This is a genomic window from Pseudomonas sihuiensis (assembly GCF_900106015.1).
Taxonomy (GTDB): Bacteria; Pseudomonadota; Gammaproteobacteria; order Pseudomonadales; family Pseudomonadaceae; genus Aquipseudomonas; species Aquipseudomonas sihuiensis.
On the sequence record NZ_LT629797.1, the window covers coordinates 5,192,382 to 5,208,825 of the forward strand.

The 16,444-nt window shown below is 62.6% G+C and carries 13 protein-coding genes; 12 read left to right on the forward strand and 1 reads right to left on the reverse strand.

Features of this window, described 5'->3' with window-relative positions; translation table 11 throughout:
- Window positions 1–2 precede the first annotated feature (2 nt).
- From murD to lpxC, 9 genes are all read left to right on the forward strand, one after another.
- On the forward strand, window positions 3–1,349 hold the full coding sequence (gene murD / locus BLT86_RS24245) for a UDP-N-acetylmuramoyl-L-alanine--D-glutamate ligase (RefSeq protein ID WP_092380083.1): 1,347 nt from the start codon (window positions 3–5) through the stop codon (window positions 1,347–1,349).
- Window positions 1,349–2,557 (forward strand): putative lipid II flippase FtsW, encoded by a 1,209-nt coding sequence (gene ftsW / locus BLT86_RS24250; RefSeq protein WP_021488106.1) that lies wholly within the window; start codon window positions 1,349–1,351, stop codon window positions 2,555–2,557. Before murD ends, ftsW begins: the two co-directional genes overlap by 1 nt.
- Window positions 2,547–3,617 carry an undecaprenyldiphospho-muramoylpentapeptide beta-N-acetylglucosaminyltransferase gene (gene murG / locus BLT86_RS24255; RefSeq protein ID WP_092380085.1) on the forward strand — a complete coding sequence of 357 codons (1,071 nt, stop codon included), beginning with the start codon at window positions 2,547–2,549 and terminating at the stop codon, window positions 3,615–3,617. Before ftsW ends, murG begins: the two co-directional genes overlap by 11 nt.
- Before the next feature lie 34 nt (window positions 3,618–3,651).
- Complete coding sequence (gene murC / locus BLT86_RS24260; RefSeq protein ID WP_178112491.1) at window positions 3,652–5,052, forward strand: UDP-N-acetylmuramate--L-alanine ligase; 1,401 nt, start codon at window positions 3,652–3,654, stop codon at window positions 5,050–5,052.
- Entirely contained in the window at window positions 5,049–5,990 is a 942-nt protein-coding gene (locus BLT86_RS24265; protein ID WP_092380087.1) for a D-alanine--D-alanine ligase, read from the forward strand. Before murC ends, BLT86_RS24265 begins: the two co-directional genes overlap by 4 nt.
- 3 nt (window positions 5,991–5,993) lie before the next feature.
- On the forward strand, window positions 5,994–6,860 hold the full coding sequence (locus BLT86_RS24270; RefSeq protein WP_092380089.1) for a cell division protein FtsQ/DivIB: 867 nt from the start codon (window positions 5,994–5,996) through the stop codon (window positions 6,858–6,860).
- Window positions 6,861–6,875: 15 nt separating this feature from the next.
- A complete protein-coding gene (ftsA, locus tag BLT86_RS24275) occupies window positions 6,876–8,123 on the forward strand; it encodes a cell division protein FtsA (protein ID WP_017678973.1) in 1,248 nt (415 codons plus the stop codon).
- A gap of 42 nt (window positions 8,124–8,165) precedes the next feature.
- On the forward strand, window positions 8,166–9,359 hold the full coding sequence (gene ftsZ / locus BLT86_RS24280; RefSeq protein ID WP_092380091.1) for a cell division protein FtsZ: 1,194 nt from the start codon (window positions 8,166–8,168) through the stop codon (window positions 9,357–9,359).
- Window positions 9,360–9,470: 111 nt separating this feature from the next.
- Window positions 9,471–10,382 carry a UDP-3-O-acyl-N-acetylglucosamine deacetylase gene (gene lpxC / locus BLT86_RS24285; protein ID WP_092380093.1) on the forward strand — a complete coding sequence of 304 codons (912 nt, stop codon included), beginning with the start codon at window positions 9,471–9,473 and terminating at the stop codon, window positions 10,380–10,382.
- Window positions 10,383–10,536: 154 nt separating this feature from the next.
- Here the strand turns inward: lpxC and BLT86_RS24290 are convergent, their stop codons facing one another.
- Entirely contained in the window at window positions 10,537–10,992 is a 456-nt protein-coding gene (locus tag BLT86_RS24290; protein WP_092380095.1) for a DUF721 domain-containing protein, read from the reverse strand.
- Window positions 10,993–11,070: 78 nt separating this feature from the next.
- Here BLT86_RS24290 and BLT86_RS24295 point away from each other — a divergent pair, with 78 nt between their 5' ends.
- The 3 genes from BLT86_RS24295 (at window position 11,071) to argJ (ending at window position 16,323) form a co-directional block, all read left to right on the forward strand.
- On the forward strand, window positions 11,071–11,991 hold the full coding sequence (locus BLT86_RS24295) for a M23 family metallopeptidase (protein WP_092380097.1): 921 nt from the start codon (window positions 11,071–11,073) through the stop codon (window positions 11,989–11,991).
- Between the two features lie 238 nt (window positions 11,992–12,229).
- Entirely contained in the window at window positions 12,230–14,965 is a 2,736-nt protein-coding gene (secA, locus tag BLT86_RS24300) for a preprotein translocase subunit SecA (RefSeq protein WP_092380099.1), read from the forward strand.
- Window positions 14,966–15,105: 140 nt separating this feature from the next.
- Window positions 15,106–16,323, forward strand: coding sequence for a bifunctional glutamate N-acetyltransferase/amino-acid acetyltransferase ArgJ (argJ, locus tag BLT86_RS24305; RefSeq protein WP_092380101.1), 1,218 nt, complete (start codon window positions 15,106–15,108; stop codon window positions 16,321–16,323).
- Window positions 16,324–16,444 lie beyond the last annotated feature (121 nt).

Sequence of the window (16,444 nt, forward strand, 5' to 3'; positions counted from 1 at the left end):
GCGTGTCATTGATCGCTTCCGACCAGTTCCGCATCGTTGTCGGCCTCGGCAAGAGCGGCATGTCCCTGGTGCGCTTCCTGGCGCAGCAGGGCGTGCGCTTTGCCGTGGCCGATACGCGCGCGAACCCGCCGGAGCTGGAGACGCTCAAGCGTGACTACCCGCAGGTGGAAGTACGTTGCGGCGAGCTGGACGTGGACTTCCTCTGCCGCGCCTCGGAACTGTACGTGAGCCCGGGCCTGGCGGTGGCGACTCCAGCGTTGGCCGCAGCGGCTGCGCGCGGGGTGAAACTGTCTGGCGATATCGACCTGTTCGCCCGCCACGCCAAGGCGCCGATCGTCGCCATCACCGGCTCCAACGCCAAGAGCACCGTCACCACTTTGGTCGGCGAGATGGCGGCTGCGGCTGGCAAGCGCGTCGCCGTCGGCGGCAACCTGGGTACGCCGGCGCTGGATCTGTTGGCCGACGATGTCGAGCTGTACGTGCTGGAGCTGTCCAGTTTCCAACTGGAGACCACCGATCAGCTCAATGCCGAAGTGGCCACCTGCCTGAACATCAGTGAAGACCACATGGACCGTTACAGCGGTCTGCCGGCCTATCACCTGGCCAAGCATCGGATCTTCCGTGGTGCCCGTCAGGTGGTGATCAACCGCGACGATGCCCTGTCGCGCCCGCTGATCGCCGACCAGGTGAGCTGCTGGGAATTCGGTCTGGGCAAGCCGGACTTCAAGCGCTTTGGCCTGCTCGACGAGAATGGCGAGAAATCCCTGGCGTTTCGCTTCGAAGCGCTGCTGCCGGTGAGTGAGCTGAAGATTCGTGGCGCGCACAACCAGTCCAACGCCCTGGCGGCGCTGGCGCTCGGTCATGCCGTGGGCCTGCCGATGGAGGCCATGCTCGCCACGTTGCGTCAGTTCGCCGGTTTGCCGCACCGCTGCCAGTGGGTTGGCGAGCGTGCCGGGGTGAGTTACTACGACGACTCCAAGGCCACCAACGTCGGTGCCGCGCTGGCGGCCATCGAAGGCCTCGGTGCCGATATCGCCGGCAAGCTGGTGCTGATCGCCGGTGGCGATGGCAAGGGCGCAGACTTCTCCGCACTAAAGGCTCCGGTCGCACGTTTCTGCCGTGCAGTGGTGCTGCTCGGTCGTGATGCTCAGCGTCTGGCAGACACCCTGGGTGACGCCGTACCGCAGGTGCGAGTAGCGAGCCTGGAAGAAGCCGTGCAGCGCTGCAGCGAATTGGCCGAGGCCGGTGATGCCGTGCTGCTGTCGCCAGCCTGCGCCAGCCTGGACATGTTCAAGAACTTCGAAGAGCGCGGGCGCCTGTTCGCCCGGGCTGTGGAGGGGCTCGTCTGATGCTGTCCTTCCTGCAGATTCGTCCCTCGCCGCTACTGGGTCGTGGCCTCGATCTGGACTTCCCGCTGCTGGCCGGTTGCCTGGGCCTGCTCGGCCTCGGCCTGGTGATGATCGCTTCGGCGTCTTCGGAAGTGGCCGCGGCGCAGACCGGTAGCCCGCTCTATCACATGATTCGCCATCTGATTTACCTGGTGATCGGTCTCGGTGCCGCTGGCGTGGTGCTGATGGTGCCGATGAACATCTGGCAGCGTTACGGCTGGATCATGCTGCTGGCGGCTTTCGCCCTGTTGGTGCTGGTATTGGTGCCAGGCATCGGCCGCGAGGTCAACGGTGCGCGGCGCTGGATCGGCTTCGGTGCCTTCAACGTGCAGCCGTCGGAGATCGCCAAGGTGTTCGTGGTGGTCTACCTGGCCGGTTACTTGGTGCGGCGTCAGGAAGAGGTGCGCGAGAGCTGGGCCGGTTTCTTCAAGCCGTTCGTCGTGCTGCTGCCAATGGCTGGCCTGTTGCTGCTGGAGCCTGACTTCGGCGCCACCGTGGTGATGATGGGTTCGGCCATGGCCATGCTGTTCCTCGGCGGCGTCGGCATGCTGCGCTTCGGCTTGATGGTGGCGCTGGCGGTTGGCGCGGTGTTCGTCCTGGTGCAGACCCAGGAGTACCGCCTGCAGCGTTTGATCACCTTTACCGATCCCTGGGCCGATCAGTATGGCTCCGGTTATCAGCTGACCCAGGCGCTGATCGCCTTCGGCCGCGGCGAGTGGTTCGGTGTCGGTCTGGGTAACAGCATTCAGAAGCAGTTCTACCTGCCGGAAGCGCACACCGACTTCGTCTTTTCGGTACTGGCAGAGGAACTGGGCTTCGTCGGCGCGCTGGCGACCCTGGCGCTGTTCGTCTTCGTCAGCGTACGTGCGCTGTACGTCGGTCTGTGGGCCGAGAGGGCCAAGCAGTTCTTCTCCGCCTATGTCGCCTACGGTCTGGCTTTCCTGTGGATCGGTCAGTTCCTGATCAATATCGGCGTGAACACCGGTCTGTTGCCGACCAAGGGGCTGACCCTGCCGTTCCTCAGCTACGGCGGCTCGTCGCTGGTGATCTGCTGTGTGAGTCTGGCGCTGCTGCTGCGTATCGAGTGGGAGCGGCGCAACATCCTGGGTAACGAGGACGTGGATTTCACCGAAGCGGATTTTGCCGAGGAGGTCAGCCATGCGCGGTAATGTGCTGATCATGGCCGGCGGCACCGGTGGTCACGTATTCCCGGCGCTGGCCTGCGCGCGCGAGTTCCAGGCCCGTGGTTACGCCGTGCACTGGCTGGGCACGCCGCGTGGTATCGAGAACGAGCTGGTTCCCCAGGCAGGCCTGCCGTTGCACCTGATCAATGTCAGCGGCCTGCGTGGCAAGGGCAAGCTGTCCCTGCTCAAGGCGCCGTTCCAGTTGCTGCGTTCGCTGCTGCAGGCGCGTCGTATCGTGCGTGAACTGCAGCCGGTGTGCGTGCTTGGCATGGGCGGATATGTCACTGGTCCCGGCGGTCTGGCCGCGCGTATGGCCGGCGTGCCGCTGGTGATTCACGAGCAGAACGCCGTGGCCGGTACCGCCAATCGTCTGTTGTCGCGTATCGCCAATCGTATCTGCGAGGCCTTCCCGAACACCTTTGCAGCGTCTGACAAACGGCGCACCACCGGTAACCCGGTGCGTGAAGAGCTGTTCCTGGAAACGCCGCGTGAGCCGCTGGCCGGGCGCAAACCGAAATTGCTGGTGCTGGGCGGCAGCCTGGGCGCCGAGCCGCTGAACAAATTGCTGCCGGCCGCGCTGGAGAAAATCCCTGCCGATGTACGTCCGCAGGTGTTCCACCAGGCCGGTAAACAACATGCCGACATCACTGCGGAGCGTTATCGCGATGCCGCGGTCGAAGCCGAGGTCGCGCCTTTCATCAAGGACATGGCTCGTGCTTATGGCTGGGCTGATCTGGTGGTTTGCCGCGCCGGCGCGCTGACCGTCAGTGAGCTGGCCGCAGCGGGGCTGCCGTCGTTTCTCGTGCCCTTGCCGCACGCCATCGACGACCACCAGAGCCGCAATGCCGAATATCTGGCGAAGGAGGGCGCCGCCGTCCTTCTCCCGCAACATGCCACTGACGCGGCCACGCTTGCCGCGCAGCTCATCGAGGTTCTGATGCACCTGGAAAAACTCAATGTCATGGGCGCTACCGCGCGTCGCCTGGCCAAGCCCGATGCCACCCGCACGGTGGTCGATATCTGCCAGGAGGTGATGCGTGGCTAAGTCTCCCGCTGCGGTCAAGGCCGAAGTGCGGCGCATGCGCCGTATCCGCCGCATTCACTTCGTCGGTATCGGCGGCGTGGGCATGTGCGGCATCGCCGAGGTGCTGCTGAACCTGGGTTATGAAGTATCTGGCTCCGATCTCAAGGCCTCGGCGGTGACCGAGCGCCTGGAAAGCTTCGGTGCGAAGATCTTCATCGGTCATGCTGCCGAGAACGCCGAGCAGGCTGACGTACTGGTGGTGTCCAGCGCCGTCAACACCAGCAATCCGGAGGTCGCCACCGCCCTGGAGCGCCGCATTCCGGTGGTGCCGCGTGCCGAGATGCTCGCCGAGCTGATGCGCTACCGCCACGGCATCGCCGTGGCCGGCACCCACGGCAAGACCACCACCACAAGCCTGCTGGCCTCGGTGTTCGCCGCTGGCGGTCTCGATCCGACCTTCGTCATCGGTGGCCGCCTGAACGCCGCCGGCACTAATGCCCAGCTCGGTTCCAGCCGCTTCCTGATCGCCGAAGCCGACGAGAGCGACGCCAGCTTCCTGCATCTGCAGCCGATGGTTTCGGTAGTCACCAACATCGACGCCGACCATATGAGCACCTATGGCGGCGACTTCAACAGGCTGAAGAAAACCTTCATCGAGTTCCTCCACAACCTGCCGTTCTACGGTCTGGCCGTGCTCTGCGTGGATGATCCGGTGGTGCGCGAGCTGCTGCCGCAGGTCGGCCGCCCGACCGTGACCTACGGCTTTGCCGAAGACGCCGACGTGCGCGCGATCAACGTGCGTCAGGAAGGCATGCGTACCTACTTCACCGTGCTGCGCCCGGACTGCGAGCCGCTCGACGTGTCGGTGAACATGCCGGGCAACCACAACGTCCTCAATGCTTTGGCCACCATCGCCATCGCCACCGACGAAGGCATCGACGATGCCGCCATCGTCGCCGGGCTGTCGGGTTTCCAGGGTGTCGGCCGACGCTTCCAGGTCTACGGCGAGCTGCCGGTGGACGGTGGCAGCGTGATGCTGGTCGACGACTATGGCCATCACCCGCGTGAAGTGGCCGCAGTGGTCAAGGCCGTGCGTGGCGGCTGGCCGGAGCGTCGTCTGGTGATGGTCTATCAGCCGCACCGCTACAGCCGTACCCGCGATCTGTACGACGACTTCGTGCAGGTGCTCGGCGAAGCCAACGTGCTGCTGCTGGTAGAGGTCTACCCGGCTGGCGAAGAGCCGATCCCGGGAGCTGACAGCCGCCAGCTGTGCCACAGCATCCGTCAGCGTGGCCAGCTCGATCCGATCTATGTCGAGCGTGGCGCCGACCTGGCGCCGCTGCTCAAACCGCTGCTGCGTGCCGGCGACATCCTGCTGTGCCAGGGCGCGGGCGATATCGGCGCAGTGGCACCGCAACTGATCAAACACCCGCTGTTCGTGGGGGAGTCGAAATGAGTTTGCACAGTACCCTCGATCCCAAGGACTTCGGCCGCGTCGCCGTGCTGTTCGGCGGCAAGAGCGCCGAGCGCGAGGTGTCGCTGAAATCCGGCAACGCGGTGCTCAGCGCCCTGCAAGCGGGCGGTGTGGATGCCTTCGGCATCGACGTGGGGGACGATTTCCTGCAGCGCCTTGCCAGCGAGAAGATCGATCGCGCCTTTATCGTGCTGCACGGTCGCGGTGGCGAGGACGGCTCCATGCAGGGCCTGCTCGAGTGCGCCGGCATCCCCTACACCGGCAGCGGCATCCTGGCCTCTGCGCTGGCGATGGACAAGCTGCGTACCAAGCAGGTCTGGCACAGCCTCGGCCTGCCGACGCCGCGCCACGCCGTGCTGACCTCGCGGGCTGACTGCGAGGCTGCTGCCACCGAACTGGGCTTCCCGCTGATCGTCAAACCGGCGCATGAAGGTTCCAGTATCGGTATGGCCAAGGTCGACAGCGTCGAGGCGCTGATCGCGGCCTGGCAGGACGCCGCGCGCTACGACAGCCAGGTGCTGGTCGAGCAGTGGATCGCCGGCCCCGAATACACCATCGCCGTGCTGCGTGGCGAAGTGCTGCCGCCCATTGGCCTGGGTACGCCGCACACCTTCTACGACTACGACGCCAAGTACCTGGCCGATGACACCCAGTACCGCATTCCCTGCGGCCTCTCGGCCGAGAAAGAGGCGGAACTGAAAGAACTGACGGCGCGTGCCTGCGAGGCAGTGGGCACTCAGGGCTGGGCGCGCGCCGATGTGATGCAGGATGCCAACGGCCAGTTCTGGCTGCTGGAAGTGAACACCGTACCGGGCATGACCGATCACAGCCTGGTGCCAATGGCCGCGCGTGCTGCCGGCCTGGATTTCCAGCAACTGGTGCTGGCGATCCTGGCTGACAGCGTCGAGGCGAGGGGTTAAGCGATGAGCATCGCTCTGCGCCATCAAGACTCGCTGAGGGCTCCGCAACGCGGCAAGCCCGCGCCGCGTGGCGCCAGCCGTCTGGTGACCAAGGAGCCGATGCGCCTGCGTCTGCCCAAGCCGGACTTCTCCTGGGTGGGCCGCTTGCTCTGGCCGCTGGCGCTGGTCGGTCTCGGTTTTGCTGCCTACGAAGGTGCACAGCGTCTGCTGCCCTACGCCGATCGCCCGATCGCGCGCATCAGCGTGCAGGGCGATCTGGCTTACGTCAGCCAGCAGGCGGTACAGCGGCGGATCGCGCCGTTCATCGAGGCGAACTTCTTCAGCGCTGACCTGCGCGGCATGCGTGAAGAACTCGAACGCATGCCCTGGATCGCTCATGCCGAAGTGCGTCGCGTCTGGCCGGATCAGATCGACGTGCGCCTCGAAGAGCAGCTGCCTATCGCCCGTTGGGGTGACGAAGCGCTGCTCAACAATCAGGGCCAGGCGTTCGCGCCGCAGGAACTGGACAACTACCAGCACCTGCCGCAGCTGTCCGGCCCGAAGCGGGCGCAGCCGAAGGTGATGCAGCAGTATCAGATGCTCAGCCAATTGCTGCGGCCGATGGGCTTCACCGTGGTCGGGCTGCAATTGCGCGAGCGCGGCAGCTGGTTCCTCTCGGCCACCGAGAACGCCAGCGGGCAGCGTATCGACATCCTGCTGGGACGTGATCACGTGGTGGAAAAAATGCGTCGGTTCGCCGCCATCTATGAGCGGGAACTGAAAGAACAGAGCGCGAACATCGCGCGCATCGACCTGCGTTATGCCAACGGCCTGGCCGTGGCCTGGCGTGAGCCGGTGGAGCCGGCTGCGGCCGAGCAGAAAGTGAATTGAGGAGAGGCAGGACTAATGAATAGCGCGCAGAGCGGCAAGATGATCGTTGGCCTGGACATCGGCACCTCCAAGGTGGTGGCGCTGGTGGGCGAGGTGACGGCCGACGGCCAGCTGGAAATCGTCGGTATCGGCACTCATCCCTCGCGCGGGCTGAAGAAGGGTGTGGTGGTCAATATCGAGTCCACCGTGGCCTCGATTCAGCGCGCCGTGGAAGAGGCGCAACTGATGGCGGGCTGCCGTATCCACTCGGCGTTCGTCGGTGTGGCTGGCAATCACATCCGTAGCCTGAACAGCCACGGCATCGTTGCCATCCGTGATCGCGAAGTGAGCCCGGCCGATATCGAGCGCGTGCTCGATGCCGCGCAGGCCGTGGCCATTCCGGCGGATCAGCGCGTGCTGCACACCCTGGCCCAGGATTACGTGATCGATAACCAGGAAGGCGTGCGCGAGCCGCTGGGCATGTCCGGCGTGCGCCTGGAGGCCAAGGTGCACGTCGTCACCTGCGCCGTGAATGCCGCACAGAACATCGAGAAGTGCGTGCGTCGCTGCGGTCTGGAAGTCGACGACATCATCCTCGAACAGCTGGCATCCGCGTATTCGGTACTGACCGAAGACGAGAAGGAGCTGGGCGTGTGCCTGGTGGATATCGGCGGTGGCACCACCGATATCGCCATCTTCACCGAAGGCGCGATTCGTCATACCGCGGTGATTCCGATTGCTGGTGACCAGGTTACCAACGACATCGCCATGGCCCTGCGTACGCCGACCCAGTACGCCGAAGAAATCAAGATTCGCTACGCCTGCGCCCTGGCCAAGCTGGCCGGTGCTGGCGAAACCATCAAGGTGCCGAGCGTCGGTGATCGTCCGCCGCGTGACCTCTCGCGTCAGTCCCTGGCTGAAGTGGTCGAGCCGCGTTACGACGAGCTGTTCACCCTGGTGCAGGCCGAGCTGCGCCGCAGCGGCTACGAAGACCTGATTCCCGCCGGCATCGTCATGACTGGCGGCACGGCGAAGATGGAAGGCGCGGTGGAGCTGGCCGAGGAAATTTTCCACATGCCGGTTCGACTGGGCGTACCGCACAGCGTCAAGGGCATGGGCGACGTGGTGCGCAACCCGATTTATTCCACCGGTGTGGGCTTGCTGTTGTACGGGCTGCAGAAGCAGAACGACGGCATTTCCATGTCGGTAGGCAGTCCTTACCAGGACGAAAACAAAACCCCGGTACTCGAACGCATCAAGCGTTGGGTGCAAGGCAATTTCTAAATTTGCAGTAGGCGTTACAACTAGAAAGGAAGGAGAGGGATCATGTTCGAACTAGTAGATAACATTCCGCAAAGCGCGGTTATCAAAGTAATCGGTGTCGGTGGTGGCGGCGGTAACGCAGTCAATCACATGGCGGTCAGCAACATCGAGGGCGTCGAGTTCATCTGCGCCAACACCGATGCGCAGGCGCTGAAGAACATCGGCGCACGTACCGTGCTGCAGCTCGGCCCGGGCGTGACCAAAGGCCTGGGCGCTGGCGCCAATCCGGAAGTCGGTCGTCAGGCCGCGCTGGAAGATCGCGAGCGCATCGCTGAAGTGCTGCAAGGCACCGACATGGTGTTCATCACCACTGGTATGGGTGGCGGTACTGGCACCGGCGCTGCACCGGTCATCGCCGAGGTGGCCAAGGAACTGGGCATCCTCACCGTGGCCGTGGTCACCCGCCCGTTCCCGTTCGAAGGCAAGAAGCGCATGGTCATCGCCGATGAAGGCATCCGCGCGCTGTCCGAGAGCGTCGACTCGCTGATCACCATCCCCAACGAAAAACTGCTGACCATCCTCGGCAAGGATGCCAGCCTGCTGTCCGCCTTCGCCAAGGCTGACGATGTGCTGGCTGGTGCCGTGCGCGGTATTTCCGACATCATCAAGCGTCCGGGCATGATCAACGTCGACTTCGCCGACGTGAAAACCGTGATGAGCGAAATGGGCATGGCGATGATGGGCACTGGCTGCGCCAGCGGTCCGAACCGTGCGCGTGAAGCAACCGAAGCGGCCATCCGCAACCCGCTGCTCGAAGACGTCAACCTGCAGGGCGCGCGCGGCATTCTGGTGAATATCACTGCCGGTCCGGACCTGTCGCTGGGTGAGTACTCCGATGTGGGTAACATCATCGAACAGTTCGCTTCCGAGCACGCCACCGTCAAGGTCGGCACCGTGATCGACGCCGACATGCGCGACGAACTGCACGTCACCGTGGTCGCTACCGGCCTCGGCGCGCGCATGGAGAAGCCGGTCAAGGTGGTCGACAACACCGTTCAGGTCGCCGTCAGCCAGCCGGTTGCCCAGCAGCCTGCCGCGCAGCCGCGCAGCGAGCAGTCGGTCAATTACAAGGACTACGAGCGCCCGACCGTGCAGCGTCAGAGCCACAGCGGTGCGGCCACTGCAGCCAAGCTCAATACCCAGGATGATCTCGATTATCTGGATATCCCGGCTTTCCTGCGTCGCCAGGCTGATTGATGGAATTTATCAGGAGCATATGGGTGATTGGTGTTCAGCAAAGGTCGGTTCTGCTATTATTCCCGACCATTGTTGAAAACAATTCGCAACTAGCGATATAGCGGCCAAGCCATGATCAGACAACGCACCCTGAAAAACATCATCCGTGCCACCGGCGTTGGCCTGCATTCGGGGGAGAAGGTTTACCTGACCCTGAAGCCGGCTCCGGTGGATACTGGTATCGTGTTTCGTCGTACCGACCTCGACCCCGTGGTGGAAATCCGCGCGCTGGCCGGGAATGTCGGTGAAACCACCATGTCGACCACGTTGATCAATGGTGATGTCAAGGTGGATACGGTAGAGCATCTGCTTTCGGCCATGGCAGGCCTGGGCATCGATAACGCCTACGTCGAGCTCTCCGCGTCCGAAGTACCGATCATGGATGGCAGTGCTGGTCCCTTTGTGTTCCTGATTCAATCCGCTGGCCTGCAGGAGCAGGAAGCGCCGAAGAAGTTCATCCGCATCCTGCGTGAGGTCACTGTGGAGGAGGGCGACAAGCGCGCCACCTTCGTACCTTTCGACGGTTTCAAGGTGAGCTTCGAGATCGACTTCGATCACCCCGTGTTCCGCAATCGCACGCAGAGCGCCAGTGTGGATTTCTCCAGCACGTCTTTCGTCAAGGAAGTCAGCCGGGCCCGCACCTTCGGTTTCATGCGTGACATCGAGTTCCTGCGTTCGCAGAACCTGGCGCTCGGTGGCAGTGTGGAGAACGCCATCGTGGTCGACGAACATCGTGTGCTCAATGAAGACGGCCTGCGTTACGAGGACGAATTCGTCAAGCACAAGATTCTCGATGCCATCGGTGACCTGTACCTGCTGGGTAACAGCCTGATCGGCGAGTTCAAGGGCTTCAAGTCTGGTCACGCGCTCAACAATCGTTTGCTGCGCACGTTGATCGAACAGACCGATGCCTGGGAAATGGTGACCTTCGAGGACGCCAAACTCGCACCGATCTCTTACATGCGCCCGGTTGCGGCGGTGTAAACACACTCTCTTTCCAGCTTCAATTGAGGCCACCTTCGGGTGGCCTTTTTTATGGCGCGTGGTTGAGTCGGTGGTGAGTGCTGCAACGATTCATGGCGCCAATCATCTGGCGAAAGCGGCAAAAAAGACGTTTACCGACGAACGGAATGAGGGGTCATTCGTCTTTCTGCGTATGGCTGGCCAGGCGCTCAAGCGCGGCGCGTAGCCTGGGGTCGCTGATGCCTTCGGCTGTCGCCTGGATGCTTTGTGCGGCGCTATTGGACAGGTGCAGGGTGCGACCGGTTCCACGATTCTGGCCGCCTTGAGGTTGCACCTTGAACATGATTTTCGTTAAGGTCGCGAATTCTTCGAGTGCCTGTAGTTGTCGTTGCAGTCTTCTTTGCTGATAACGCAGGCGTGTTGCCCAGTGGCCATCGGTCACTATCAATAGCAAGCAGCCGTCTCGCCAGGACGCTACATGACAGTGTTCCCGGACGGCAGGCTGTAGCTGGCTATCGACAAGACGCTGTAGGTGAGTAAGGCGTTGCGCCTGACCGAACAGCGCTTTCAGGGGCTTGGCTTCGCGTAACAGCTTAGCGGGTGCCTGAGCCGGCAAGGGACGAAACGTCATGGCAGGAAGCCTTAAGTTGCAGAGCCGTCATGGTAGCAGAGCGTGCTGCCGGCCTGTGCTCTGCGAAAAGGGGAAGCCATGCATATCATCTTGCTCAATAGCCGTCACGGTTCGGCGCGAACGATCAATCTGGACCTGCGCTGGTTGTTGCTCTCGGTTGTCCTGCTGCTGGTCCTGAGCCTGGGTGCCGGTGCAGCAATGGGCGCCAAGTGGTTGACCTCCGAGCCGGTGGTCGACACCTCGCTGGCCGAAGCACTCGATCTGCAGCGTGAACAGGTTGGCGTGGTACGCCAGGACGCACAACGTCAGCTCGACGCCTTTGCCGTGCATGTCGCGGAACTGCAGGCGCGCCTCACGCGGCTCGATGCTCTGGGCGAGCGCCTGACCGAATTGGCGGAGCTGGACGCAGGCGAATTCGATTTTTCCCTCAGTGTCGGGCAGGGCGGCGCGGAAGATGCACTGGGCGCTTCGGCCTATGCACCGCCACCTTTCATGAGTGCGCTTGACAGCCTGGCGCTGCGAGTGGAAAGCCGCGAGCAGCAGTTGGAAGTGCTGGAGCAACTGCTTGGCGAGCGTCGCCTGAGTGAAGCTGAAACACTTTCTGGTCGCCCGGTTTTGCAAGGTTATGTGTCGTCGCCTTTCGGGCGTCGCGTGCACCCGCTGACCGGTCGCGTAAGTGTCCACAAGGGCGTCGACTTCGCCTCCAAACCGGGGAGCGATGTGGTGTCGGTGGCGGCGGGTATCGTTACCTTCTCCGGTAAGAAGAACGGTTATGGCAACGTGGTTGAGATCAGTCACGCCGATGGCTACGTCACCCTCTATGCCCACAACCAGAGCAACACTGTGCAGATCGGTGATCTGGTGCAGCGCGGCGAGACCATCGCCAAGGTCGGCCGTAGTGGTCGCTCCACCGGTTATCACGTGCATTTCGAAGTCAGCAAGAATGGCCGACAGGTCAATCCTGCCCTTTATATCGCGCGCGCCAACGGCGTCGAGTGAGTCGGGGCAACAGGCTGACCTTGAATTGCCAGCATTCATCCCCATATAAAGTTTCACGCCGCGCCCCTGGCTGACCGGGGATGCGTGGCCTGCGCCATTATGCGGCAGCAACGGGCTGACAACGTCACTTTCCTCCCTGAGTTTTCCGGGTAGAATGCCCCCTTCGCCCGCAGCCATGCTGGCTGCCAGGTCGCGATTTGCGCCGACCTCCATCCATTCGCCGGAAGATCCTGTCGATATGTTTGCGCCTCTGTTTAAAAAACTTTTCGGAAGCAAGAATGAGCGTGAAGTCAAACGCTTGGTCAAGGCGGTGCAGTCCGTCAACGTCCTCGAAGAGCAGATGATTGCCCTGTCGGACGAGCAACTGCGTAGCAAGACCGAAGAGTTCAAGGGCCGTCTGGCTCAGGGCGAAACCCTCGACAAGCTGCTTCCCGAAGCCTTCACTGTGGCCCGTGAGGCCGGTAAGCGAGTGATGGGCATGCGCCACTTCGATGTGCAGCTGATCGGCGGTATGGCCCTGCATGAAGGCAAGATTGCCGAGATGCGTACCGGTGAGGGCAAGACCCTGGTAGGTACCCTGGCGGTCTACCTCAACGCGCTGTCCGGCAAGGGCGTGCACGTGGTCACGGTCAACGAATACCTGGCCCGCCGCGACGCCAACTGGATGCGTCCGCTGTATGAATTCCTGGGCTTGTCGGTGGGCATCGTTACCCCCTTCCAGCCGCCGGAAGAGAAGCGCGCTGCTTACGCCGCCGACATCACCTATGGCACCAACAACGAATTCGGTTTCGACTATCTGCGTGACAACATGGCCTTCAGCCTGGAAGACAAATTCCAGCGCGAGCTGAATTTCGCCGTGATCGACGAAGTCGACTCCATCCTCATCGACGAAGCCCGTACCCCGCTGATCATCTCTGGTCAGGCTGAAGACAGCTCCAAGCTGTACATCGAGATCAACAAGCTGATCCCGCGCCTCAAGCAGCACATCGAGGAAGAGGAAGGCGTGGTGACTCAGGAAGGTCACTACAAGGTCGACGAGAAAACCCGCCAGGTCGAGCTCAACGAGGCTGGTCACCAGTATGTCGAAGAGATGCTTACCGCGGCCGGCCTGCTGACTGAAGGCGAGAGCCTCTATTCCGCGCACAACCTTGGCTTGCTGACCCATGTTTACGCCGGCCTGCGTGCGCACAAGCTGTTCAACCGCAACGTCGAGTACATCGTGCAGAACGGTCAGGTGATCCTGATCGACGAGCACACCGGTCGTACCATGGCCGGTCGTCGCCTCTCCGAGGGCCTGCACCAGGCCATCGAGGCGAAGGAAGGGGTGAACATCCAGGCCGAGAGTCAGACTCTGGCCTCGACCACCTTCCAGAACTACTTCCGCCTTTACAACAAGCTGTCCGGCATGACCGGTACCGCCGATACCGAGGCCTTCGAGTTCCGTCAGATCTACGGTCTGGACGTGATGGTCATCCCGACCAACAAGCCGATTGCGCGCAAGGACTTCAACGACCTGGTCTATCTGACCCAGGAAGAGAAGTACCAGGCGATCATCGCCGATATCAAGGATTGCCAGGCCCAGGGCCGGCCGATCCTGGTGGGTACCGCCACCATCGAGACCTCCGAGTACGTCAGTCAGTTGCTGAATCAGGCAGGCATCGAGCACAAGGTTCTCAACGCCAAGTTCCACGACAAGGAAGCTGAGATCATCGCCCAGGCCGGTCGTCCGGGGGCGTTGACCATTGCCACCAACATGGCGGGTCGTGGTACCGACATTCTTCTCGGCGGTAACTGGGAAGTGGAAGTGGCAGCGCTGGAAAACCCCACCGACGAGCAAATCGCGCAGATCAAGAGCGAGTGGCAGAAGCGTCACCAGCAGGTGATCGAAGCCGGCGGCTTGCACGTGATTGCCTCCGAGCGCCACGAATCGCGTCGTATCGACAACCAGTTGCGTGGTCGTGCTGGTCGTCAGGGTGACCCGGGCTCCAGCCGCTTCTACCTGTCGCTGGAAGACAACTTGATGCGCATCTTCGCCTCGGATCGGGTGAAGAATTTCATGAAGGCCCTCGGCATGCAGTCCGGCGAGGCCATCGAGCACCGCATGGTCACCAATGCCATCGAGAAGGCTCAGCGCAAGGTCGAGGGGCGTAACTTCGACATGCGTAAGCAACTGCTCGAATTCGACGACGTGGCCAACGAGCAGCGCAAGGTGATCTACCACATGCGCAACAGCCTGCTGGCTGCCGAGAGCGTTGGCGACACCATCGCCGAGTTCCGCGAGGAAGTGCTGACCACCGCAGTCAACAACCATATTCCGCCGCAGTCGATGCCGGAGCAGTGGGATGTCGCCGGTCTGGAGTCCACCCTGCAGAGCGATTTTGGCATCAAGCTGCCGATCCAGCAGTGGCTGGATGAAGACGACAAGCTGTACGAAGAAACCCTGCGTGAGCGCATCCTTGCCGAGCTGCTGGCTGCCTACAACGAGAAGGAAACCCAGGCCAGCGCCGAGGCTCTGCGTACCTTCGAGAAGCAGATTCTGCTGCGTGTGCTGGACGATCTGTGGAAAGACCACCTGTCGACCATGGATCACCTGCGTCACGGGATTCACCTGCGTGGCTACGCGCAGAAGAACCCCAAGCAGGAATACAAGCGCGAGTCCTTCGCCCTGTTCCAGGAACTGTTGGAGTCGATCAAACGCGATGCCATCCGCGTGCTCAGCCACGTTCAGGTGCGTCGCGAAGATCCGGCCGAAGAAGAAGCTCGTCTGCGCCGCGAAGCCGAAGCCATGGCCGAGCGTATGCAGTTCCAGCACGCAGACGCCTCGGCACTGGCGGCTGAAGAGAGCGATGGCGCAGAAGGAGACGTTGCCATGGCCGCCGCTCCGGTACGTGCCGAGCAGAAGGTTGGCCGTAACGAGCCGTGCCCTTGCGGTTCGGGTAAGAAGTACAAGCACTGCCACGGTCAGATCGGCTGATCGGATCGCTTGCAGTAGCGGGCGCTTCGGCTATGCTGCCAGCGCCCTGACAACGCCGCGAACGGCCCAGCCGCTCGCGGCGTTTTACCATCTCATTCGGTCGCCGAAGCGATCACCGTATATCTGAAGGAGCGCATCTCATGGCTGTTGGTCTTGGCCCGCTGTCTACCCTGCACCCGGTTCCTGGTTTCGAGCTGGGTATCGCCTCGGCCGGCATCAAGCGTCCAGGGCGCAAGGATGTGGTGGTGATGCGCTGTGCCGAAGGCTCGCGTATCGCCGGGGTGACCACCACCAACGCCTTCTGCGCGGCCCCTGTACTGATCACGCGCGAGCGTCTGGGCGGCGAAGTGCGTTACCTGCTGACCAATACCGGCAATGCCAACGCGGGTACCGGCGCTGATGGCCTGGCCCGTGCGCGTCGCTCCTGTGCGCGCCTGGCTGAACTGACCGGTGTTACCGAAAGCGCCGTGCTGCCGTTTTCCACCGGTGTGATCGGCGAGCCGCTGCCGGTCGAGAAGATCGAGTCCGCGTTGCAGGCCGCGCTGGATGACCTCAAGGCTGACAACTGGGAAGCTGCCGCCACCGGCATCATGACCACCGACACCCTGCCCAAGGGCGCCAGCCGTCAGTTTCAGCACGATGGCGTGACCATCACCGTGACCGGCATCTCCAAGGGCGCCGGTATGATCCGCCCGAACATGGCCACCATGCTTGGCTACATCGCCACCGACGCCAAGGTCGCGCAGGGCGTGCTGCAGGATCTGGTGCGCGATGCGGCGAACAAGTCGTTCAACCGCATCACCATCGACGGTGACACCTCCACCAACGATTGCTGCATGCTGATCGCCACCGGCCAGGCCGCACTGCCTGAGATCAGTGACGCCTCCGGTGAGCTGTTCGCCAAGCTCAGGCAGGCGGTGTTCGAAGTGTTCATGGAAGTGGCGCAGGCCATCGTCCGTGACGGTGAAGGTGCGACCAAGTTCGTCACCGTGCAGGTCAACGGCGGTGGCACTCATCAGGAGTGCCTGGACGTGGCTTATGCCGTGGCTCATTCGCCGCTGATCAAGACCGCGCTGTTCGCCTCCGATCCCAACTGGGGGCGTATCCTCGCGGCTGTCGGCTATGCCGGCGTGCCACAGCTGGACGTGAGCAAGATCGATGTGTTCCTTGGCGAAGTCTGCATTGCCAGCAAGGGTTGCCGTGCGACCACCTATACCGAAGAGCAGGGCGCAGCGGTGATGGCGCGTGAGGAGATCACCATCCGCATCGAGCTGGGTCGCGGCAACTGCAGCGAGACCATCTGGACCACCGACCTGTCCCACGAGTACGTCAAGATCAACGCCGAATATCGCACCTGATCAGTCCCGGCCGTCCATTATTCCCGCGCCTCATGACCCCATGACGCGCGGGAATTTGCTATTCGGGGGGCGGGCTTTTAACGTCGAGCGACTTCGGGTATTCCCAGGAACGTAGGCGAGG

Excerpts from the sequence above, each read along its gene's own strand:
- BLT86_RS24290 (WP_092380095.1), bottom strand. The coding sequence starts at position 10,992 with ATGACGTTTCGTCCCTTGCCGGCTCAGGCACCCGCTAAGCTGTTACGC.
- lpxC (WP_092380093.1), top strand. The coding sequence starts at position 9,471 with ATGATCAGACAACGCACCCTGAAAAACATCATCCGTGCCACCGGCGTT.
- BLT86_RS24295 (WP_092380097.1), top strand. The coding sequence starts at position 11,071 with ATGCATATCATCTTGCTCAATAGCCGTCACGGTTCGGCGCGAACGATC.
- murC (WP_178112491.1), top strand. The coding sequence starts at position 3,652 with ATGCGCCGTATCCGCCGCATTCACTTCGTCGGTATCGGCGGCGTGGGC.
- ftsW (WP_021488106.1), top strand. The coding sequence starts at position 1,349 with ATGCTGTCCTTCCTGCAGATTCGTCCCTCGCCGCTACTGGGTCGTGGC.
- BLT86_RS24270 (WP_092380089.1), top strand. The coding sequence starts at position 5,994 with ATGAGCATCGCTCTGCGCCATCAAGACTCGCTGAGGGCTCCGCAACGC.
- argJ (WP_092380101.1), top strand. The coding sequence starts at position 15,106 with ATGGCTGTTGGTCTTGGCCCGCTGTCTACCCTGCACCCGGTTCCTGGT.
- ftsA (WP_017678973.1), top strand. The coding sequence starts at position 6,876 with ATGAATAGCGCGCAGAGCGGCAAGATGATCGTTGGCCTGGACATCGGC.
- secA (WP_092380099.1), top strand. The coding sequence starts at position 12,230 with ATGTTTGCGCCTCTGTTTAAAAAACTTTTCGGAAGCAAGAATGAGCGT.
- murG (WP_092380085.1), top strand. The coding sequence starts at position 2,547 with ATGCGCGGTAATGTGCTGATCATGGCCGGCGGCACCGGTGGTCACGTA.
- BLT86_RS24265 (WP_092380087.1), top strand. The coding sequence starts at position 5,049 with ATGAGTTTGCACAGTACCCTCGATCCCAAGGACTTCGGCCGCGTCGCC.
- ftsZ (WP_092380091.1), top strand. The coding sequence starts at position 8,166 with ATGTTCGAACTAGTAGATAACATTCCGCAAAGCGCGGTTATCAAAGTA.